19 protein-coding genes and 2 tRNA genes are annotated in these 20,951 nt (G+C 64.6%); 15 read left to right on the top strand and 6 right to left on the bottom strand.

Features of this window, described 5'->3' with window-relative positions; genetic code table 11:
- Positions 1 to 5: 5 nt before the first annotated feature.
- Positions 6 to 362 carry a DoxX family protein gene (locus CG716_RS26300; RefSeq protein WP_094484093.1) on the top strand — a complete coding sequence of 119 codons (357 nt, stop codon included), beginning with the start codon at positions 6 to 8 and terminating at the stop codon, positions 360 to 362.
- Here CG716_RS26300 and CG716_RS26295 read toward each other — a convergent pair.
- Together CG716_RS26295 and CG716_RS26285 are read right to left on the bottom strand one after the other, a co-directional pair.
- Complete coding sequence (locus tag CG716_RS26295; protein ID WP_133067025.1) at positions 359 to 895, bottom strand: hypothetical protein; 537 nt, start codon at positions 893 to 895, stop codon at positions 359 to 361. The two genes, CG716_RS26300 and CG716_RS26295, sit on opposite strands and share 4 nt — an antisense overlap.
- Before the next feature lie 906 nt (positions 896 to 1,801).
- A tRNA-Gly gene (locus tag CG716_RS26285) sits at positions 1,802 to 1,872 on the bottom strand.
- 134 nt (positions 1,873 to 2,006) lie between these two features.
- On the opposite strand from CG716_RS26285, the gene CG716_RS26280 reads away from it, so the two are divergent.
- The 4 genes from CG716_RS26280 (at position 2,007) to CG716_RS26265 (ending at position 4,911) form a co-directional block, all read left to right on the top strand.
- Positions 2,007 to 2,080: transfer RNA gene (locus CG716_RS26280), tRNA-Pro, on the top strand.
- Between the two features lie 52 nt (positions 2,081 to 2,132).
- Complete coding sequence (gene tig, locus CG716_RS26275) at positions 2,133 to 3,566, top strand: trigger factor (RefSeq protein ID WP_165774310.1); 1,434 nt, start codon at positions 2,133 to 2,135, stop codon at positions 3,564 to 3,566.
- A 105-nt stretch (positions 3,567 to 3,671) separates the two neighbouring features.
- A complete protein-coding gene (locus CG716_RS26270; protein ID WP_207760788.1) occupies positions 3,672 to 4,259 on the top strand; it encodes an ATP-dependent Clp protease proteolytic subunit in 588 nt (195 codons plus the stop codon).
- A gap of 4 nt (positions 4,260 to 4,263) precedes the next feature.
- Complete coding sequence (locus tag CG716_RS26265; protein ID WP_094484072.1) at positions 4,264 to 4,911, top strand: ATP-dependent Clp protease proteolytic subunit; 648 nt, start codon at positions 4,264 to 4,266, stop codon at positions 4,909 to 4,911.
- On the opposite strand, the gene mmuM is transcribed toward CG716_RS26265, so the two are convergent.
- Entirely contained in the window at positions 4,862 to 5,746 is an 885-nt protein-coding gene (gene mmuM / locus CG716_RS26260) for a homocysteine S-methyltransferase (RefSeq protein ID WP_234818045.1), read from the bottom strand. The two genes, CG716_RS26265 and mmuM, sit on opposite strands and share 50 nt — an antisense overlap.
- 287 nt (positions 5,747 to 6,033) lie before the next feature.
- On the opposite strand from mmuM, the gene clpX reads away from it, so the two are divergent.
- Entirely contained in the window at positions 6,034 to 7,314 is a 1,281-nt protein-coding gene (gene clpX / locus CG716_RS26255) for an ATP-dependent Clp protease ATP-binding subunit ClpX (RefSeq protein ID WP_094484070.1), read from the top strand.
- Positions 7,315 to 7,368: 54 nt separating this feature from the next.
- Positions 7,369 to 7,623 carry a hypothetical protein gene (locus CG716_RS26250; protein WP_094484069.1) on the top strand — a complete coding sequence of 85 codons (255 nt, stop codon included), beginning with the start codon at positions 7,369 to 7,371 and terminating at the stop codon, positions 7,621 to 7,623.
- 72 nt (positions 7,624 to 7,695) lie between these two features.
- Here the strand turns inward: CG716_RS26250 and CG716_RS26245 are convergent, their stop codons facing one another.
- Positions 7,696 to 9,171 carry an NAD-dependent succinate-semialdehyde dehydrogenase gene (locus tag CG716_RS26245; RefSeq protein WP_094484091.1) on the bottom strand — a complete coding sequence of 492 codons (1,476 nt, stop codon included), beginning with the start codon at positions 9,169 to 9,171 and terminating at the stop codon, positions 7,696 to 7,698.
- Positions 9,172 to 9,297: 126 nt separating this feature from the next.
- On the opposite strand from CG716_RS26245, the gene CG716_RS26240 reads away from it, so the two are divergent.
- From CG716_RS26240 to CG716_RS26220, 5 genes are read left to right on the top strand one after another with little or no spacing between them, the layout of a single operon-like run.
- The gene (locus CG716_RS26240; protein ID WP_207760786.1) at positions 9,298 to 10,668 is read left to right on the top strand and encodes an aminotransferase; all 1,371 of its coding nucleotides are present in this window, start codon (positions 9,298 to 9,300) and stop codon (positions 10,666 to 10,668) included.
- Positions 10,665 to 11,777, top strand: coding sequence for an ATP-NAD kinase family protein (locus CG716_RS26235; protein ID WP_094484067.1), 1,113 nt, complete (start codon positions 10,665 to 10,667; stop codon positions 11,775 to 11,777). Before CG716_RS26240 ends, CG716_RS26235 begins: the two co-directional genes overlap by 4 nt.
- Positions 11,778 to 11,796: 19 nt before the next feature.
- A complete protein-coding gene (gene gcvPA, locus CG716_RS26230; RefSeq protein ID WP_207760785.1) occupies positions 11,797 to 13,185 on the top strand; it encodes an aminomethyl-transferring glycine dehydrogenase subunit GcvPA in 1,389 nt (462 codons plus the stop codon).
- Positions 13,182 to 14,720: an aminomethyl-transferring glycine dehydrogenase subunit GcvPB gene (gcvPB, locus tag CG716_RS26225; protein WP_234818043.1), complete on the top strand. Its 1,539-nt coding sequence runs from the start codon at positions 13,182 to 13,184 to the stop codon at positions 14,718 to 14,720. Before gcvPA ends, gcvPB begins: the two co-directional genes overlap by 4 nt.
- Positions 14,656 to 15,687 carry a 3-hydroxyacyl-CoA dehydrogenase gene (locus tag CG716_RS26220; RefSeq protein ID WP_308210403.1) on the top strand — a complete coding sequence of 344 codons (1,032 nt, stop codon included), beginning with the start codon at positions 14,656 to 14,658 and terminating at the stop codon, positions 15,685 to 15,687. Before gcvPB ends, CG716_RS26220 begins: the two co-directional genes overlap by 65 nt.
- A 3-nt stretch (positions 15,688 to 15,690) precedes the next feature.
- Here the strand turns inward: CG716_RS26220 and CG716_RS26215 are convergent, their stop codons facing one another.
- On the bottom strand, positions 15,691 to 16,452 hold the full coding sequence (locus CG716_RS26215; RefSeq protein ID WP_094484065.1) for an SDR family oxidoreductase: 762 nt from the start codon (positions 16,450 to 16,452) through the stop codon (positions 15,691 to 15,693).
- Positions 16,449 to 17,438 (bottom strand): VOC family protein, encoded by a 990-nt coding sequence (locus tag CG716_RS26210; RefSeq protein WP_323805830.1) that lies wholly within the window; start codon positions 17,436 to 17,438, stop codon positions 16,449 to 16,451. The genes CG716_RS26215 and CG716_RS26210 overlap by 4 nt, the downstream gene beginning before the upstream one ends.
- 270 nt (positions 17,439 to 17,708) lie before the next feature.
- Here CG716_RS26210 and CG716_RS26205 point away from each other — a divergent pair, with 270 nt between their 5' ends.
- The 3 genes from CG716_RS26205 to CG716_RS26195 all read left to right on the top strand — a co-directional run bounded on the left by CG716_RS26205 (position 17,709) and on the right by CG716_RS26195 (position 20,951).
- The gene (locus tag CG716_RS26205; RefSeq protein WP_094484063.1) at positions 17,709 to 18,527 is read left to right on the top strand and encodes an IclR family transcriptional regulator domain-containing protein; all 819 of its coding nucleotides are present in this window, start codon (positions 17,709 to 17,711) and stop codon (positions 18,525 to 18,527) included.
- Between the two features lie 179 nt (positions 18,528 to 18,706).
- Complete coding sequence (locus CG716_RS26200; protein WP_165774309.1) at positions 18,707 to 20,245, top strand: APC family permease; 1,539 nt, start codon at positions 18,707 to 18,709, stop codon at positions 20,243 to 20,245.
- 16 nt (positions 20,246 to 20,261) lie between these two features.
- A complete protein-coding gene (locus CG716_RS26195) occupies positions 20,262 to 20,951 on the top strand; it encodes a 3-oxoacid CoA-transferase subunit A (RefSeq protein ID WP_094484088.1) in 690 nt (229 codons plus the stop codon).

Genomic DNA, 20,951 nt, shown 5'->3' with positions numbered 1-20,951 from the left:
AGGCCATGGCATCCTTGCGCACCTATGACGTGTCGGCGGCTTACCTGGCAGCGAGCGCCGTCGGCGACGCCATTCCGCTGCCGTTCGTGACGCAGGTACTCGATGCGATCGATTTCCCGCCGAAGTATCGATGGATCTTCACACCCATCAAGGCTGCCGCCGCGGTCGGTCTGCTGTCGGCGCGGTGGTCGCCGGGGCTGGCACGGCTCACCACGGCCATGCTCACGATCTACTTCACGCTTGCGGTGGGCCTGCACGCCAAGGCGCGGGATCTGAGTGTCGCGACCGTCGCGGCGGCGGTCAACGCCGCGATATTCGCCACGTTGACCGCGAAAGCGCCTGCGGCCCGCAGGAGCGGCTAGTTTCTGCCGCGCTTGCTGCCGCCCTTACCGGCAGCCGACGCCGCGGATGAGGTCGGCTTCTTGGTACTGCTTACCTTCGCCATCCCCCGGCCGGCCGGTGTGGTGACAGTGCTGGCCGCGGTCATCGGCCTGGCTTGCGCCGAGGCGGCGCTGGCGCAGGTCTGACCGGCGAAACAGACCGGGAACTTCGGCACCCGCGGGATGCGGAGGGCACTCAGTCCCGGATTGACGGTGTTGGCGAAGGCGTTCCAGGCGTACGCGGTTGCGGCGAAAGCCACGACGAAGCCGCTGAGGCCGATCGCGGCAAGACCGGGGCCCGGCCCGAAGCCGAGACTGTCGAGGTACGCGAGGACCTGAGCCGCGAACGCGAGGAAGTTTGGGGGCGTTGTCGATGTGGTGTCGTCGGTGGTTTGGCCCGCGGCTGCCGTCCGAACCACCGATGTGGGGGTCGCCGGCGCGGTGACGGCCGTGAGCTGGACCGCGTGAACTTCGATGCGGGGCAGCGCAGCGCTGGGGGAGGGTGGTGCCGCCATCAGACCGAGCGTGACGATGCCGGCGGCCGCACACGCGGCGTACTGACGAACAGCTGTGCTCTGGAATCCTCGGCGCATCATTACCTTTGGTCGTCGGCCACGTGAACGCCAATCGATCATGACATTCGCACGCGATAATTTCGGCTGTTTGAGAGCTCAAAGAATCGGACATCATGGGACGGTGAAACTGTTGCCGACCCCCGACGTCACGCTCACCGACCCCGACGTCGAAGACGCACTGGCGCAGGCCGTCGCGGTCATCAACCCGCTGCTCGACATCCTCTGGGGAACAGACCCTTTCGGCCTCAAGCGGCAATCCCCGCCGAACGCCGTCTCCCGGGTGCTCAACGCCGCCGACATCCCCGGGACGCTCGCGTGGGACGACCTGGACGTCGACGACAGGGTCCATTGGTGGGTGTGGCGGGTCGGCGCACTGAACACCCTTGCGGTGGCGTTTCCCGGCGTGCTGGGCGTCGTGGGACGGCGACTGCCGATCCAGGATCTGCTCGGATTCGCCAGCCAGGCGATCGTGCTGTGTGCGGTGGCCCGTGAACTCGGGGTCACCGATCAACGGCGTCAGGTCCGGATGCTCGCCTCGGTGTTGTGTGGGCGGGATCTGTCGGTGGTGGTCCACGAGGCCGACCGGCACTCCCCGGTGACGATCCCGTTCAGCCCCGTGGGCATTGCGAAAGCACTGTGGACGCTGATCGGTGTCTTCGACGCGATCGGCGATGAACTCGCCAAGCGGCCGCACCCGCGCGCCCCGTTCCGGTACGTGGCGATGCTGCCCGCCGTCGGCGCGGTGGCGTCGTACCTCGGTGAATGCGGGGCGTTATCCCGCGCCGCCAAGGCCGGCCGGCAGTGGATAGAACAGCAAAAACCGCCCCAGGGGGACGGTTCTGCGAGAGCGGGCGACGGGAATCGAACCCGCGTAATCAGTTTGGAAGACTGAGGCTCTACCATTGAGCTACGCCCGCGTGCTTGCGCGGACCCAAATGTACCGGCGCCGACCTGATCAAATCCAATCGGCCCACCTGAGAGCGCATCATCGAGGTCGATTGCCGCTGAACAGGCATTGGGCCGTAGGATTCGGGCGCGAGAAATACAGCACCGGGGTGTAGCGCAGCTTGGTAGCGCATCCGCTTTGGGAGCGGAAGGCCGCAGGTTCAAATCCTGTCACCCCGACACGCCCAACGAACGTCCCACACGACCGATGATCGACCCGAGGAGTACAGCAGTGAAGAGCACCGTCGAGAAGTTGAGCCCGACTCGGGTTCGCATCAACGTGGAGGTGCCCTTCACGGAATTGCAGCCGGACTTCGACCGCGCCTACAAGGAGCTCGCCAAGCAGGTCCGCCTGCCCGGCTTCCGGCCCGGTAAGGCCCCGGCCAAGCTGCTCGAGGCCCGTATCGGCCGCGGCGCCGTGCTGCAGCAGGTTGTCAATGACGCGCTGCCGAGCCGCTACAGCGAGGCAGTCACCGCCACCGAGGTGAGCCCGCTGGGCCAGCCCGAGATCGAGGTCACCAAGATCGAGGACGGCGAAGAGCTGGTCTTCACCGCCGAGGTCGACGTGCGTCCCGAGATCGAGCTGCCCGACCTGAGCGCCCTGAAGATCTCCGTCGAGCCCATCGAGGTCAACGACGACGAGGTCGAGGCCGAGCTCGAGTCGCTGCGTGCCCGCTTCGGCACCCTCAAGGGCGTCGAGCGTCCCGCCCAGACCGGTGACTTCGTCTCCATCGACCTGTCGGCCACCGTCGGCGGCGAAGACCTGCCCGACGCCGCCACCGAAGGCCTCTCCCACGAGGTCGGCTCCGGACAGCTCATCGACGGCCTCGATGACGCGATCGTCGGACTGGCCGAGGGCGAGTCGAAGGTCTTCACCACCAAGCTGGCCGCCGGCGAGCACGCAGGTGAGGACGCCGAGGTGACCGTCACCGTCAAGTCCATCAAGGAGCGCGAGCTCCCCGAGGCAGACGACGAATTCGCCCAACTGGCAAGCGAATTCGACACCATTGAGGAGCTGCGGGAGAACCTCGTCGAGCAGGTGAAGCGGGTCAAGCGCATTCACCAGGCCGAGCAGATCCGTGACAACGCTCTCGAGCTTCTGCTGGAGACTACCGAGGTGCCGCTGCCCGAGGCGATCGTGCAGGCGCAGGTCGACCAGACCGTGCACAACGCGATCCACGGGCTCGACCACGACGAAGCCAAATTGGCCGAGCAGCTCGAGGCCGAGGGCAGCTCGCGGGAGAAGTTCGACGCCGAGACTCGCGAAGCCGCCGAGAAGGCCGTCAAGACCCAGCTGCTGATGGACGCCATCGCCGACGATCTCGACATCCAGGTCGGCCAGAACGACCTCACCGAGCGGTTGGTCCTGATGTCGCGTCAGTACGGAATCGAGCCCGCGCAGCTGCTTCAGGTCTTGCAGCAGAACAACCAGCTGCCGGCTATGTTCGCCGACGTGCGCCGCGGGCTCACTGTGGCCGCCGTGGTCGAGGCCGCCACCGTCACCGACACCGACGGCAACGTCGTCGACACTGCCGAGTTCTTCGGCCCGCCGGCCGACGCTGAGGGCGACGAGGTCGAAGGCGACACGGCCGACGAAGGCGACACGGTCGACGAGGGCGAAACGGCCGACGAGGCCTCTGAGCAGCAGGCCGACAAGGCCGAATAAAGCCGACAGCGAAAGCGCACTCTCCAGGGAGTGCGCTGCGCGCTGCGTTGGTTAGGGTCGGGTAGAACGAAGTCCGTAGAAAGCAGGTATCAAGTCGTGACTGATATGCGTTCAGGCATGCCAGGGCTGAATCTCTCCGACTCGGTATATGAGCGGTTGCTCGCCGAGCGCATCATCTTCCTGGGCTCCCAGGTTGATGACGACATCGCCAACCGGCTGTGCGCGCAGATCCTGCTGCTCGCCGCCGAGGACCCGACCAAAGACATCTCGCTGTACATCAACTCGCCCGGCGGCTCCATCAGCGCCGGCATGGCCATCTTCGACACCATGGTGCTCGTGCCGTGCGATGTCGCGACCTACGCCATGGGCATGGCCGCCTCGATGGGCGAGTTCCTGCTCGCCGCCGGGGCCAAGGGCAAGCGCTACGCGCTGCCGCACGCCCGCATCCTGATGCACCAGCCGCTCGGTGGCATCACCGGCGGTGCGGCCGACATCGCCATCCAGGCCGAGCAGTTCGCGCTCATCAAGAAGGAAATGTTCCGGCTCAACGCCGAGTTCACCGGCCAGACGATCGAGCGCATCGAAGCCGACTCCGACCGCGACCGCTGGTTCACCGCTCAGGAAGCCCTGGAGTACGGCTTCGTTGACCACATCATCACCCGCGCCCACTTCAACGGAGTGTCCAATGCTTAATCACATGCCTGATGGCCCTGATCCGCGGCTCGCACCGCAGGCGCGCTACATCCTGCCCTCGTTCGTCGAGCACTCCAGCTGGGGCGTGAAGGAGTCCAACCCCTACAACAAGCTGTTCGAGGAACGCATCATCTTCCTCGGCGTGCAGGTGGACGACGCCTCGGCCAACGACATCATGGCGCAGCTGCTGGTGCTGGAGTCGCTGGATCCTGACCGCGACATCACCATGTACATCAACTCACCGGGTGGCTCGTTCACCTCGCTGATGGCGATCTACGACACCATGCAGTACGTGCGTGCCGACATCCAGACGGTGTGCCTCGGTCAGGCCGCCTCGGCCGCTGCGGTGCTGCTGGCCGCCGGTACGCCGGGCAAGCGTCTGGCGCTGCCGAACGCCCGCATCCTCATTCATCAGCCGTCGCTGGGTGGCGTCATCCAGGGTCAATTCTCCGACCTGGAGATCCAGGCCGCCGAGATCGAGCGGATGCGGACCCTCATGGAGGAGACGCTGGCCCGCCACACCGGCAAGGATCCCGCCGTCGTCCGCAAGGACACCGACCGGGACAAGATCCTCACCGCTGAGGCGGCCAAGGAGTACGGGATCATCGATACCGTGCTGGAGTACCGGAAGCTCTCGGCCCAGAACGCCTGATTTCAGCGATGTCTGCCGGGCCCACCCGGCAGCATCCACCAATGATGTTCGCGCCCGCCGCGGCCCACTGGGTCGCGGCGTTCGCGTCGAATTGGCCGGCGCCCACCCAGGTGCGCCGCAGACCGTCCCATTCCTCGCCGCTGTTCGGGTAGACGATCACGGGCTTGCCACTGACTTGTCGCGCCACCTCGACGGCACCGAGCACGTCGGCCGGTGCGCTGCAGTTGACGCCGACGGCGACGATCTCCGGGATGCCGGCGGCCACCGCGAACGCGTCGGCCAAGCTCTGCCCGGCGCGGGTGTGCCCGCCGGCGATGGTGTAGCTCAGCCACGCCGGCATGCCCAACTCGCGCACCAGGCCCACCAGCGCCTCGGCCTCGTCCACATCGGGCACGGTCTCCAGTGCCAGCACGTCGGGCTGCGCGCCGACCAGCACCTCCAGCCGCCGGCGATGCCAGGCGGCCAGCTGGGCCACGCTGAGCCCGTAGCGGCCCCGGTACTCCTCGCCGTTGGCCAGCGCCGCGCCGTAGGGCCCCACCGACGCCGCAACCCAGCCACCGGCGCCGACGTTGTCGCGGGCCGTCCGCGCCAATTCGACACTGCGGATGAGTAGATGCTCGGCTTCGCTGCGAGCGATTCCGCGTGCCGCGAAACCGTCGAAGGACGCCTGGTAGCTGGCGGAGGTCGCGATGTCAGCGCCGGCCCGATAAAAAGCCTCGTGAACGGCCACGATCTCGTCGGGGGAGTCGACGAGCAACCGGGCCGACCACAGGTCGTCCGAGAGGTCGTGTCCGCGGGCTTCCAGCTCAGTGGCCAGGCCGCCATCGGAAATCAGCACGGTATCGTGGGGAACGGCGAACACCACGACCCAACTCTACGTTCGGCGCAGCTCACGCCTCTCGGTTCGGTCACGACGGCGACACGCCAAAAACACAGCTGGCGTTCCGAGGCGACGTGGGGCGCATCAGGAGATATGTTCACCACACGCACGAATACCACTGACGCGATTCGCCTTTATCTGTCGCACCGTGGCAGAGCAAGCGGGTAGCGTCGGGATAGAGCCCAGCGCTGAACGTATTGGCAATATCGAAGATCCGGCGAAGAAAGTAGGACCCCACCACCATGGCGCGTATCGGAGACGGCGGTGACCTGCTGAAGTGCTCGTTCTGCGGTAAGAGTCAGAAGCAGGTGAAGAAGCTCATCGCGGGTCCGGGCGTCTACATCTGCGACGAGTGCATCGACCTGTGCAACGAGATCATCGAAGAGGAGTTGGCAGACGCCGACGACGTCAAACTCGATGAACTCCCCAAGCCTGCCGAGATCCGGGAGTTCCTGGAGAGCTACGTCATCGGTCAGGACACCGCCAAGCGCACCTTGGCCGTCGCGGTCTACAACCACTACAAGCGAATCCAGGCGCAGGAGAAGCACCGCGACTCGCGCTCGGAGCCGGTGGAGCTGGCCAAGTCCAACATCTTGATGCTCGGCCCGACCGGCTGCGGTAAGACCTACCTGGCGCAGACGCTGGCCAAGATGCTCAACGTTCCGTTCGCCATCGCGGATGCCACCGCCCTGACCGAAGCCGGGTACGTCGGCGAGGACGTCGAGAACATTCTGCTCAAGCTGATCCAGGCCGCCGACTACGACGTGAAGCGCGCCGAGACCGGCATCATCTACATCGACGAGGTCGACAAGATCGCCCGCAAGAGCGAGAACCCGTCGATCACGCGCGACGTCTCTGGTGAAGGCGTGCAGCAGGCGCTGCTGAAGATCCTCGAAGGCACCCAGGCGTCGGTCCCGCCGCAGGGCGGCCGCAAGCACCCGCATCAGGAGTTCATCCAGATCGACACCACGAACGTGCTGTTCATCGTGGCGGGTGCGTTCGCCGGGCTGGAGAAGATCGTCTCCGACCGCGTGGGCAAGCGCGGCCTGGGGTTCGGCGCCGAGGTGAAGTCCAAGGCCGAGATCGACACCCAGGACCACTTCGCCGAGGTGATGCCCGAAGATCTGATCAAGTTCGGTCTGATCCCCGAGTTCATCGGCCGTCTGCCGGTGGTGGCCTCGGTGACCAACCTGGACAAGGAATCGCTGGTTCAGATCCTGTCCAAGCCGAAGAACGCTCTGGTCAAGCAGTACACCCGGCTGTTCGAGATGGACGGCGTGGAGTTGGAGTTCGACGAAGAAGCTCTGGACGCCATCGCCGACCAGGCCATCCACCGCGGCACCGGTGCCCGCGGTCTGCGCGCGATCATGGAAGAAGTCCTGCTGCCGGTGATGTATGACATCCCCAGCCGCGACGACGTCGCCAAGGTCGTGGTGACCAGGGAGACCGTCCAGGACAACGTCCTGCCGACGATCGTCCCGCGCAAGCCCGCTCGCCCCGAGCGTCGCGACAAATCCGCCTAGTATCCGCTCCGGCCGGGGCGGTGCGGGCTAGGTCTCATACGAGAGGATCCGTAAATGAACAGAATTCGCCCCCGGTCCGTTGTGGCTGCCATCGCGCTGACTGCCGGAGTGATCGGTCTTTCGACCGCGTGCAGCAATAGCGAAAAAGAAGCGCCGACGAGCACGACGACCACGACCACGACGCCCGCCAGCACCAGTGTGGCGACGCCGTCGCCGACGGAAAAGGCTACAGTCGGCGGCCCAAACAGCTTCTCGCCGACGGTGAAGGCGACGCCGGCGCCAACCGCGATCCCAGGCAACAACCACTGACATTCGGCCGCTCAACGGGTGATAAGGAACCGCCGGTCCGGATTCTGTCCAAGCCCGGGGTCGAGGTGCGGCTCAGCCGTCGACGTCGATGCAGAGATACTTGAGCTCGGTGAACTCGTCCAGCCCGTGCCGAGACCCCTCTCTGCCTAGGCCAGATTGCTTGACCCCGCCGAACGGAGCTCCTTCGTAGGAGATCAAGCCGGTGTTCACACCGACGACGCCGAACTCGAGTGCTTCGCCGACACGCCAGGCACGGCCGAGGTCGCGGGTGAAGAAATAGGCCGCCAAACCGAATTCGGTGTCGTTGGCCATCCGCACCGCGTCTGCCTCGTCTTCGAAGGGGATGACGGCAGCCAAGGGACCGAACGTCTCTTCCCTGGCGACCAGCATGTCGTTGGTGACTCCGGTGAGCAACGTCGGCTCGAAGAACGTCCCTCCGATCGAATGTCGTGCGCCGCCAGTCACGACGGTGGCGCCGCCGTCGACCGCTTCGTCGACATGTCGCTGAACCTTTTCTACGGCGGACTCAGAGATCAGCGGCCCCTGCATGGACGTTTCGTCGAAGCCGTTGCCAACCACCAAGTCGTCGATCGCCGATTGCAGGCGAGTTACGAAGGCGTCGTGGATCCCGCTCTGCACGAACAATCGATTCGCGCAGACACACGTCTGACCGGAGTTGCGGAACTTGGACGCCATCGCACCGGCGACGGCGGTGTCGAGATCCGCGTCGTCGAACACGATCAGCGGCGCGTTTCCCCCGAGTTCAAGTGCGATCTTCTTGACCGTCCGAGAGCTCTTGCTCATCAGCAACTTTCCGACGGCAGTCGAGCCGGTGAAGCTCAGCGCTCGCACCCTGGGATCTGAGGTGAGCAGGTCTCCGATCATCTCAGGATCGCCGAGCACCACCGACAGCACTCCGGCGGGCACCCCTGCGCGACTGGCCAGTTCGGCCAGGGCGGTGGCTGACAACGGGGTCTCCTCAGCCGGTTTGACGATAATCGGACATCCGGCGGCCAAGGCAGGGCCGGCTTTTCGCAGGATCATCGCCGACGGGAAATTCCAGGGTGTGATCGCGGCGGCGACACCGATCGGTTGGCGGATGGTCATCAGCCGGCGGGCGCTGTTGTTGGTGGGGATGACTTCGCCGTAGAGCCGCTTGCTCTCCTCGGCGAACCACTCGACAAAGCCTGCGCCGTAGAGAATTTCGCCTCGCGCCTCAGCTAGCGGCTTGCCCTGCTCGGCGGTGAGTATTGCTGCCAGGTCGTCGGCATTCTCGACGATGAGCTCATACCAGCGACGAAGGATGCGCGCGCGGTCGAGTGCGGTGGTCCCGGCCCATGCGGCCGAAGCGATGTGGGCCGCCTCGATCGCGTGACGAATGTCGGACGCCTCGGCTTGCGTGACGTCTGCGATCACCGCGCCCGTTGCCGGGTCGGTCACCCCGGTGCGCCGGTCCGCCTCGCCCGGCATCCACTCGCCACCGATGAAGAGGTCGGTTCGGAGTAACGCAGGGTCGTGGAGTCTGGACGGATCGAACCTCGAACGCATGACACCTCCCAATTGGCCGTAATGCGCCCAACTGTACGCTAAGCGTTCGAAAATGCTAGAGTCTCGGGGTCTCGCTTCGTGTGCTGTCGACCGATATGAGCCGAGCGATCAGTGAGAGGGTTGTCAATGGCGATCGAGGACATCGACCGGAAGTTCTTCTTTCACCCGTTCACCAACACGCGGACGCATGAGAAAACCGGCCCGTTGACGATGGTGACCGGCAGCGGGTCGACGATCGTCGACACGCAAGGGCGCTCGTATCTCGACGCGATGGCTGGTCTTTGGTGCGTCAATATCGGGTACGGCAACATCGAGATGGCCGAGGTGCTACGACGGCAAGCCGAAAAGCTGGCTTACTACCACACTTTCGCTTCCATGGGGAACGAGCCCGTTGCCGAGCTGGCCGAACGGCTCGTCACCATGGCGCCCGGTCCGATGTCGAAGGTCTTCTTCGGAAACAGTGGATCGGATGCTAACGACTCTCAGGTCAAGATGGTCTGGTACTACAACAACGTCCTCGGCCGGCCACAGAAGAAGAAGATCATCGCCCGTTCACGTGGCTACCACGGCGTTACCGTGATGTCAGCCAGCTTGTGCGGATTGCCGGGAATGCACAAGGCTTTCGATCTTCCGTTGCCAATGGTCAAACACGTCCGTGCACCACACCGGTTGTGGGAGAACGCAAGTGGCTTGAGCGACGAAGAGTTCGTCGCTGCGCTGGCCGACGATCTGGAACAGACGATCCTGGCCGAGGGCCCCGAGACCGTGGCGGCGTTCATCGCCGAGCCCATTCAGGCCGCCGGTGGTGTGATCGTCCCACCGGCCGGCTATTTCCCCGCCATTCAGGAAGTCTTGCGTCGTTACGACGTGCTGTTGATCGCCGACGAGGTGGTGTGTGGATTCGGGCGCACCGGAAATGCGTTCGGTTCGAACACCTTCGATATCGAGCCCGACATGATGACCGTGGCAAAAGGAATCACATCGGCATACATGCCGTTGTCAGCCTGCATTGTGTCCGAGAAGGTTTGGGACGTACTGCGTTCCGGCTCGGACACGTACGGCGTCTTCCAGCACGGCTACACTTACTCGGCCCATCCTCTTGCCGCTGCCGCAGCGCTGGCGAATCTCAGCATCATCGAGCGGGACGGATTGACTCAGCAGGCCAAGTCGCGGGGCGATTACCTCAACGGGAGACTGCGCGCCGTCTTCGCCGGACATCCAATGGTGGCCGAGGTGCGCGGCTTCGGACTGCTGGGCGCAGTCGAGTTCGCGTCGAGCACCAGCCCGCTGACCCCGTTCGACCCCATCGGCAGCTTCTCGACGCCGGTGGTTGCGCGGATGCGCGAACTGGGCATCATCAGCCGCGCTCTGCCCAATGCTGATTCGATCGCATTCTCTCCACCGTTCGTCGTCACCGAGGCAGAGATCGACAGCATGGTCGAAGGTGCCCGGCAAGCAGTCGACGACGTGACCGCAGCGCTTAATCTGGCGTCATGACGGCTCGTCGGCTCGGTATCGTGATCAACCCGATCGCCGGCATGGGCGGCAGAGTGGGTCTGCACGGGACGGACGGCGACGAGATCGCCAAGGCCCGGGCGCGCGGAGCCAAGCCGGTGACCTGCCTTCGCGCTGCCCGCGCGATGTCCAGATTGCGTGACCGAGCGGGATCGCCACGCTTCGACGTGCTGACTGCGGGCGGGGAAATGGGTGCCGCGGTGCTGGACGAACTCGACATACCCCACGAGGTCGTCCATCACCCGGCCGGCGACACGACCCCCGCTGATACCCGGAAAGCGGTGGCGGCTCTAGCCGAGCATTCGGTCGATCTGCTGATGCTCGTCGGTGGCGATGGCACGCTCCGCGACGCGGCCGCCTCCCTGGGGGCACACTCGATTGCGACACTTGGTGTTCCGTCGGGCGTCAAGATGCATTCGTCGGCATTCGCCACGTCTCCCGAGGCGGCGGCTGACGTCGCGGCACGCTACCTCGCCGATCCCGACCTGATCGGGCTGCGCACCGCCGAGGTCGTCGACTGCGCCGACGGAGCGACACAGTTGTTCGCCACCCTGCAGGTGCCCGCTGTCGAAGGGAGCCTGCAGGCAGCCAAGTCCGTCGCGCGGCGTCGCGATGACACCGCCGAGTTGGTCGGGCTCGCGAGCGACATCGCGGGCGGTATGGAACGTGGACGACTGTATCTACTCGGCCCGGGAACCACGGTGGGGTTGGTATCGGCCGCACTGGGAATCGCTCATACAACGCTGGGTGTCGACGCCGTTGTCGACCGTGCCCTCATCGGTGCTGACCTCGGTGAGTCCGAACTGATCGATCTCCTGCGTGAGCAACGGCATTCCACCCTCATCCTCGGCGTCGTCGGGGGCCAGGGCTACCTGCTCGGCCGCGGGAACCAACAACTCACTCCTGCTGTCCTGGCAGCGGTCGGGCACGACAACGTCGTGGTACTGGCCGCGCGCGGCAAGATCGCGACGCTGGCCCCGCCGGTGTTGCGCGTGGACGTCGGCGACTCGAGCGCCGAACAACCGCTCAGCGGCTACCAGCGCGTCCACGTCGCCCGCGGTCACAGCACGGTATTGCGGATCGTCTCCTGAGTAGTGCGGAAGGAATGTCATGGCCCATCCCTACATGCCGAACTCGACACCGACAGCTCGCGCGTTGATGCTTGCTGCCGTCGGTGTCGATGACGTCGAGGAACTGTTCGAACAGATTCCTCCGGACCATCGGATCTCGCGACCGCTTGGCCTGCCGCCCGGCATTCGTTCCGAAGCCACGCTTGATCGGCTGATGCGTGGCCTGCTGAGTCGTAATCGGTCCATCTCTGACGTCATCAACTTTCTTGGCGCTGGTCTGTGGCAGCACCATGTCCCGGCGGTGTGCGACGAGATCGCTGGCCGCAGTGAGTTTCTCACCAACGTGTGGGGCACACCGTCATCGGACGTCGGCCGCAACCAGGCGTGGTTTGAGTACGCGTCCCAGCTGGGCGAGTTGGTGGGAATGGAGTTCGTCGGGCTGCCTGTGTACAGCTGGGGTGCCGCGGCCGGCTACGCAGCCAGGATGGCCGCGCGGATGACGGGGCGAGGGGAGGTCGTGGTCGCCGGGCCGATGGACCCCGAACGGTTGGCTGTATTGCGCACGCTGTGCGGCCCTGCCGAGATGGAACGGTCGTTGACTTTGCGCACTGTCGGCTATGACCCTGCTACGGGGCGGGCCGACTTGGACGCAATCGCTGCGGCGATCGGGCCCGCGACGGCTGCCGTCTATATAGAGAACCCCAACTTCCTCGGCATGCTCGAGGCCGACGCCGGTGAGATCGCGGGTCTCGCCCGAGCGGCCGGCGCTGAGACGATCGTCGGGGTTGACCCCATTTCGCTCGGGCTGCTGGCGGCGCCGTCCACCTACGGCGCTGACATCATTGTCGGCACCACACAGCCGCTTGGCGTGCACATGCACGCAGGGGGTGGAATTGGAGGGTTCATCGCCACCCGGGACGACGAACGCTACGCCCGCCAGTACCCGACACTGCAGTCCAGCCTGGCGGCTACGCGGCGACCGGGTGAGCGCAGCTTCGGAATGACGTTGTTCCACCAGACTTCCTATGGGTCACGCGAAGACGGCAACGACTGGACTGGGAACTCGGTGTATCTGTGGGCCGTGGTCAATGCGGTCTACATGGCGCTGATGGGGCCGCAGGGATTCGCTGAGATCGGTACCACGATCAGTGCGAACAGCGCGTGGGCCGCCGACCGGATCGCGCAGGTTCCCGGTGTGCGGGTGCGCTGGCGAGGATTCTTCAAGGAGTTCGTCGTGGACTTCTCCGATACGGGCCGCACTGTCACTGAGATCAACGCGGCTCTGCGTTCGGCCGACATCTTCGGTGGCAAGGACCTCTCCACCGACTTTCCCGAACTTGGCCAGTCCGCACTGTATTGCGTCACCGAGGTGCACACCGCGGAAGACATCCACGCGTTGGTAGCCGGCCTGAAGGAGGCACTTGCATGACCGACATCAGCACCAGGCTGCGCAACTACCACGCTCCGGTGTGGGACGAGCCGCTCATCATGGAAATGGGCGGGCCCGGCCGTCGCGGTGTCGTTCCGCCCCAGCCGATCGAACACGCAGTCGCGCCTGAAGTCCCTACCGCACTGCGGCGTTCGGTGCCACCGGCACTTCCTGAGATCGCCGAGCCCGACGTATTGCGTCACTATCTGCATTTGTCGCAGGAGACCATGGGCATGGTCGGCATCAGTCTGTTCGGCACATGCACGATGAAATACAACCCCCGCGTCAACGAACGATTCGCGGCGCTCGCGACTCTGGCCGACGTGCACCCGCATCAGGATGACAGCACCGTGCAGGGGCTACTGGAGATCGTCCATCGATTGGACCTTGCCCTGCGTGAACTGTCCGGGATGGACCGTTTCGTGTTCCAGGCCGGCGGCGGGGCAGGAGCAGCGTATCTGCATACCGCGGTCACCCGGGCCTACTTCGCCGATCGCGGCGAACTGGGCCGTCGTCGCGAGATCATCACCACTGCGCAGGCGCATCCGTGCAACCCGGCCACCGCCTCGGCTGCCGGATTCGATGTCGTCACATTGCCTCTCGAAGACGAGGGTTACCCCGCTGTCGAGGCACTGCGTTCGGTACTGAGTGACCGCACGGCCGCGTTGATGGTCAACAATCCTGACGACATGGGCATTTACAACCCGCATATCAAGCAGTGGGTCGATCTGGTGCACGAAGCAGGCGGGTTGTGCTTCTACGATCATGCCAACTTCAACGGCGTCATGAGCAGGTTGCGCGCGCGTGAACTCGGATTCGATGCCTGTATGTTCATGCTGCACAAGACGTTCGGTGTACCCAAGGGTGGTGGTGGACCGGCAGTGGGCGCCTATGGATGCAGCGCCGAGCTCGAACGGTTCCTGCCGGGACCACTGATCGACCGGACCGATGACGGGTATGTCAGACGTGAGAACCCCGGAGGTGTCGGCCGCGTCCGGGAGTTCCTGGGAAATCTCAACCAGGTCGTCAAGGCGTATTCGTGGGTACTCGCGATGGGCGGCGATGGCATCCGTGAGGCGGCGGACATCTCGGTACTGGCCAACAACTATATGGAGACCCGCCTGCTGGCGATTCCCGGTGTCACGAAGGCCTTTCCTCACCTGGTTGCCCACCGTATGGAGATGACCCGCTACAGCCTCGGCGACTACACCGAGCAGACCGGTATCACCGTCGCCGATGTTGCAAACCGGATGGCGGACTACGGCATCGACGAGATGTGGTTCAGCCACGAGCCGTGGATCGTCCCAGAGCCGTTCACCCCGGAGGCGGGGGAGGGCTGGTCGATCGAGGACATCGACTATTGGATCGACGTGCTGGCCGCGGTGCTCGAAGAGGGACGGCGGGATCCTGAGACGGTCCGGACCGCCCCGCACCGTCAAGTGGTGGCCCAGCTTGACCCGTCCGGCCTGGATGATGCGGACCGGTGGGCCACGACGTGGCGCGCACATCTGCGTAAGAGCTCCGCCGGTGCCTGAGCGCGCATCGTCGCCAAGGTCGGCTGCGGTCATCGGTGCCGGCAGTATCGGCACAGCGTGGGCGGTTGTCTTCGCGCGCGCTGGTTGGACCGTTACCGTCTGCGACGTGAAGCCGGAAACTCTGGATGAGTTGCCTGCCAAGGTTTCCGATCGTCTCGGCGAACTCAGTGCTGCTGGTTTGCTGACCGAGGACGTGGCGACGGTCGCGAGTAGGGTCGAGCCCGCGGCGACGCTCGCAGAAGCGGTTTCCGGTCGTCACTGGGTGCAGGAATGCGTTGTCGAGTCACTGCCGGTCAAGCGGGAGATCTTCACGCAGCTCGATGCATTGACCCCGGCGACGGCTATCCTGGCCAGCTCGACCTCGATGATTGCGTGCTCCCGCTGGGCCGAGGGCCTCCCCGGTCGTGCGCGCTGTCTAGTGGTTCATCCAGGAAATCCTCCCTACCTGTTGCCCATCGCGGAGGTCGTGCCCGCGCCCTTTTCCGACAAGGCTGTCGTCGACCGGGCGCAGGAGGTGTTGGCGGAGATCGGTATGACGCCGGTGCTCGTCAACGGTGAGCCCGAGGGTTTCGTCTTCAACCGACTACAGGGGGCGTTGCTTCGTGAGGCGTACTGTTTGGTGCGCGACGGCGTGATCAGCGCCCCAGATCTCGACCGGGTAGTCAGCCACGGTCTTGGTCGGCGGTGGGCGGTCATCGGGCCGTTCGCCACCGCGCAGCTCAACACGCGCGGCGGAATCCGGCGCCATGCCGAGGTGATGGGTCCGGCCTACCAGCGCATGGGCGCCGAACGGGGACAACACGATCCGTGGACACCGGAACTCGTCGAGCGCGTAGCTACGTCGATCGAGCGCGGGTTGCCCGCCGACGAATGGGACCAACAGGTGCTGCAGCGTGACGCCGCGCTGGCCGAATTGGAGCGCGCCCGCCGCGAAAGGGCTGACCTGTTCTCGTCTTTCGAGAACTGACCGCTACCAGCCGTCCATCACCTGTGCAGTCTCCGGCAGAGTCTGCCCGCCGTCGATGATCAGTGTCTGGCCCGTAATGTAGTCGGACCGCTCATCGGCGAAGAAGTGTGCTGCATTCGCGATATCCTTCGGCAGGCCAAGACGTTTGAGGGGAATGGATTCAACCGCGGCGTCGATGTATTCCTGCGGCTGTCCCTTCCACCCGGGTGTCAGGACGTTGCCAGGCATCACGGCGTTGATCGTGATGCCTTGGCTGGCGAGTTCCAGTGCGGCGGTGCGGACGAGGCCGACCGTTCCGGCTTTTGCGGCGGCATAGTGGGTCATGCCCGGATAGCCCACCACAGGTCCGGTCACCGACGCCGTCACGATGATGCGCCCCGACCGCTGTTGTCTCATCGGCACTATCGCGTGCTTGACGCAGAAGAACACGCCCTTGAGATTGATGCCGGTGACATGGTCCCACTCGGCTTCTGTCATCTCCCCAAGAGGTGCTGCAGGGTAGATACCCGCGTTGGCGCACAGCACGTCCAGTCGCCCCCAGCGCTGCAGCACCGCGTCGATGCACGACGCGACACTGTCCTCCTTGCTGACGTCGACTGGATAGGCGACTGCCTCGCACGATGTCGACAACTCGTCTGCGACTTGTTCGGCGGCCTCGACGTTGATGTCCGCGATGCCAACGCGGCAGCCGTCCTCGGCGAAGCGCTCTGCCATGCCGCGTCCGATGCCGCTGGCCGAACCGGTGATGACGACTACGCGCGTCATGCTCGCACCTCCGTTACGTAGACATACAGGCCGTTGGGATCTTCGAAGTACGCGTACCGCCACGACGCACCGCCGCCGAGGTCAACGGTGACAGCATCGCCGACCAGCTTGATGCCCTGGCGGTCGAGGTAGTCCAGGGACCGGTCGAGACACCTTGAGCCGATGGCGAATTCGTAGGTGCCCAGATGGCCCCACTCGCCGCGCATGTCGGGCGACTCGGGCGTGTGCTGGACAGGTTCGAGGTTGCCGCCGAGTGGACTGGTGAGCAACATCATTCGTTGGCTGGGTGGGGTCCGCGGCGCGTACCAGGGATGCATGGGCTCGAAGTAGCCGTCCGACTCGAACAGTTGCCCGGTGAAGCCCAAGGCCTGATAGAAGTCCCGGGTGGTCTCGATGTCGGTCACGCCGAAGGCGACGTGGTTGACCCCCTGCGGTCCGTCCACAACAGGCCAGCCCGCCTCGAGCGTCGACCACTCGATGAGTTCGATCTTCGCGCCGTCGGGGTCGGCGACGTAGGACAAGCCGCAGTGCGTCTGGTAGGGGTCGAGATCAGCTTCGTTGGGATCCATCAAATTTACGTGCCCTGCGCGGACGAGTTCGGCGTGAAACTCGGCCTGGCCGTGGACGTGGACGCACACTTCGCAGATGCCGGGTTCGCCCCACCCCATGCCCTCCGGCATGGCTGGGTTCGGCCGGCTGATGGTGTTGACCAACTTGATCGCCGCGCGACCGAGCACCGTCGGATTGTCGCTGCGCAGAAAAACGATGCGCGCCAACGTGCTGTCCCACCCCGTGACACCTGATAATCCCGGCAGGTCGGCGGTCACGTCGAAAACAACGTCGGTGAAGCCGAGCTCGCTGTAAAACGCTAACGAAGCATCCATGTCGGAGACTCCGATTCCGATATGGTCCAACCCCGTAAGCGCGCCGAAGCCGTTGTTGACCCCGGCTCGATGGGATCGAGGTTGAATTATCGGGCTGCTCATATGAGGCGCTACCTCCTGCGGGCGAGAGTCGGCCGGCGCCGGCTAGCTGCGGTGCGCTGAATAGTTGCACATCGCCTGACCGTCCGCAATACGTACAGGCGAACGCATAGCGCGCACGGCGGTTGCCCTAAGCATTCTCTACCGGGCGGCAACTGCCGTAGTCTCACGTCCGACCGCTGTAAAACCAACGGTGGCGTCGTCGGTCAAGGTTGATCTGGGGAGTTTCGCAACGTGCAAGCTGCGTCAGAACGTAGTGCGTCGGATTTGGCCGTGGATTCCGCTCCCGATGCCTCCCCCGCCGAGGAAACCCTCGATGAATCGGCTGGCCGCTCGCGCGACTTCGTGCAGTCCTTGGAGCGGGGGCTGGCCATCATTCGCGTTTTCGGGCCGCAGCAGCCGGCAATGACGGTCTCTGAGATCAGTGCTGAACTCGGTCTGACCCGCGCCGCGGTCCGCCGCTTCCTGCTGACCCTCAGTGAGTTGGGATACGTTCGGGCGCAAGGGAACCGCTTCGAGCTGACCCCGCGGGTCCTGGAACTCGGCTATTCCTATCTTTCGGCCTTGTCTTTTCCTGACATCGCACTCCCACGCCTTGAACAACTCGTCGCGGCCACCTCTGAGGCGAGCGAGGGTTCGATCCTGGACGACGGTGACATCGTTTACGTGGTCCGCGTCCCCGGCCCCGCCATGATGACGATCTCGGTCAATGTTGGAGCGCGGCGACCCGCCTATGTCACCGCGATGGGCCGGGTGCTGCTTGCCCATCTGCCCGAGGATCAACTCGAGGCATATCTCGCCACGCACGAACTCGAGCCGATCTTGCCGCGCACGATCACGAGCAAGGACGTCTTTCGGGGTGAACTCGACAAGGTCCGGAAGCAGGGGTTCGCGCTGGTGAACCAGGAGCTCGAAGAGGGCCTGGTGGCAGTCGCGGTTCCGGTGCGCGATCGCTCCGGCCGGGTTCGCGCGGCGATCAACCTGTCGACACATGTTGGTCGCAAGTCTGTCGAGGAAATGCAGGCGCTCGTCCCGGAGGTCCAGGCCGCGGCGCGGGATATCGAGACGGAGTTACGGCATTCGCCGAACTGACCCCTAACGGGATGGGCCCATCGCGGTCGGCATTTCAGTGATGCGCGTTCACGCGTGCTCGCGGTCTTTGGGCATCGCCGGACCAGCGCGAGCGCGCATTTTGGCGATCTCTTGCGGAGGAATGGCCGGTATGCGAGCATTCGTTCGTTAAGCGCACACTCCGATGGTTGGGAGAGATGATGGCATTCGAAGAGATCCGTCGGGACGGTCCTGACGCCAGCACTGCAGGCAGCGGAGACGGGACCTCGGCACTGAAGGCGGGTCAACTCGGCTTCGCGGAGGTGCTTTTCCAGGCGCTCGCATCGGCCGCGCCTGGGTTGTCCGTCACTCTGGCGGTCATCGTCGGAGCCTCGTTCGCTGGTGCATCTTTGAGCCTATCGCTGGTCTTCGCGCTGGTTGGCCTGCTGCTGGTGGCCACGTGTATCGGCCAGATGGCGGCTCGGTTCCCCTCGGCGGGCGGCTTCTACACCTTCGTCGCCAACGGGTTGCATCCGGCCGTGGGCACCATGGTGGCGTGGCTCTACCTCAGTGTTTGGATCGTGTTCCCCTCCACGCTGTTCCTTCCTTTCGGGAGCTTCATCGCGTCGACCCTGCACGACGACTTCGGGTGGCCGGAGAAGCCGGTGTGGATCGTCGCGGCACTACTCTGCATGGCTTTGATCTACTGGCTTGTCGGCAACGGCGCCAAACTCTCCACCAACGCATCGATCGTGCTCGGCGTCATCGAGTTCGCCATCCTCGGGGCTCTCGCGATCACGCTCATCGTGAAAGCCGGCTCGAACAACACACTTTCGGTGTTCACGCCGCATTACGCCACCGTCGAAGGATTCGTTGGGTTGTCCGGCATCGTGGGCGGAATGATCTATGCGATCTACGGCTTCGTCGGTTTCGAGAACGTCGTGCCGTTGGCTGAGGAGGCACGTGAGCCTCGTCGCAGCGTGCTGCGGGCGTCGCTGCTCTCGCCGCTGATCCTCGGACTCTTCATCATCTTCTGCACCTATGCGGCGACCGTGTACTTCGGGCCGGCTCGGTTTTCCGACTTCACCGCCTACAACGACGGAGCCCCCTGGTTCGGCATCACCAAGGAGGTGTGGCACATGGGCTGGTACGTACTGCTTTTCGCGATTCTGAACTCCGCGATCGCCAGCGCCAATGGAGCGACCAACGCGGGTATCCGGCACCTGTTTGCAATGGGCCGCATCAAGCTGCTGCCTTCGGCATTCGCCCGTACCAGCCCGGCCACGGGAACGCCGATCTTCGCGCTGCGTACCGTTCTCCTCATCTCGGTGGTGCTCACACTCGGCACCGGCCTCCTGCTCGACGGTGGCCCGCTACAGGCGTTCGGCTTTCTCGGCACCATCGAGACGTGCGTGGCGATCCTGTTGTACGCACTCGTCGCGCTCGCCTGCCTGGTGTACTTCCTGCGCAACCGATCCCAAGGATTCAATCCGCTGCTGCACGTTGTCGTTCCAGTCTTGGCGCTTGTCGTGATGATTCCCGCGCTGATGGCGGCGATCGGAGTGGGCTCGGCGATCTTCCCGTTCATCGCCCCCCTGCCGGCACCGCTGAACATCGCCGGCTATATCGCGTTCGCCTGGCTGATCGCGGGCATCGTGTATGCCGCCTGGATCTGGCGGGTCTACCCAGATCGCGCCCGCATGACCGAGGTGGTGTTCGTCGATGGACGCGACGATGCCGAGAGCGCGGCCAAGTCCTGACATCGTGGCGCGGATGATGACCCGAACCGTCGTCTGTGGCGTATCCGATGCATTGGCCGGAATCAAAGATGGAGCAACGGTTCTCATCGGCGGGTTCGGCATGGCGGGTATGCCCACTATCCTCGTCGACGCGTTGATCGCCCACGGCGCGACCGACCTGACGATCGTCAGCAACAACGCCGGTAACGGTGACCTCGGTGTGGCGGCGCTGCTCGCGGCGGGCAGAGTCAGCAAGATGATCTGCTCATTCCCCCGTCAGAGCGACTCGTATGTGTTCGACGAGTTGTATCGTTCCGGCAAGGTGGATCTGGAGCTGGTGCCGCAGGGAAACCTTGCTGAGCGAATCCGTGCCGCGGGCGCCGGTATCGGTGCGTTCTTCTGCCCAACGGGGGTTGGTACGCCCCTGGCCGCAGGCAAGGAGGTGCGCGTGATCGACGGGCGCGAGTATGTATTGGAGTACCCGATCCGCGGCGACGTAGCGCTGATCAGTGCCCACATCGGGGACTTTGCTGGGAACCTGTTGTACCGCAAGACAGCTCGCAATTTCGGTCCGGTGATGGCCACTGCCGCGGACCTCACCATCGCCGAAGTGTCCAAGGTCGTCGAGGTCGGTGAAATCGACCCCGAGGCAGTGGTCACACCGGGCATCTACGTCGACCGCATCGTCGAGCGCGCTGCTCGCAGCGCCCATTCGGAGGAAGTGTGA

Origin of the sequence: Mycolicibacterium sphagni (genome assembly GCF_002250655.1) — a bacterium.
Taxonomy (GTDB): Bacteria; Actinomycetota; Actinomycetes; order Mycobacteriales; family Mycobacteriaceae; genus Mycobacterium; species Mycobacterium sphagni.
The sequence above is the reverse complement of the archived record's forward strand: the minus strand, read 5'-3'. Positions and strand labels throughout refer to the sequence as shown.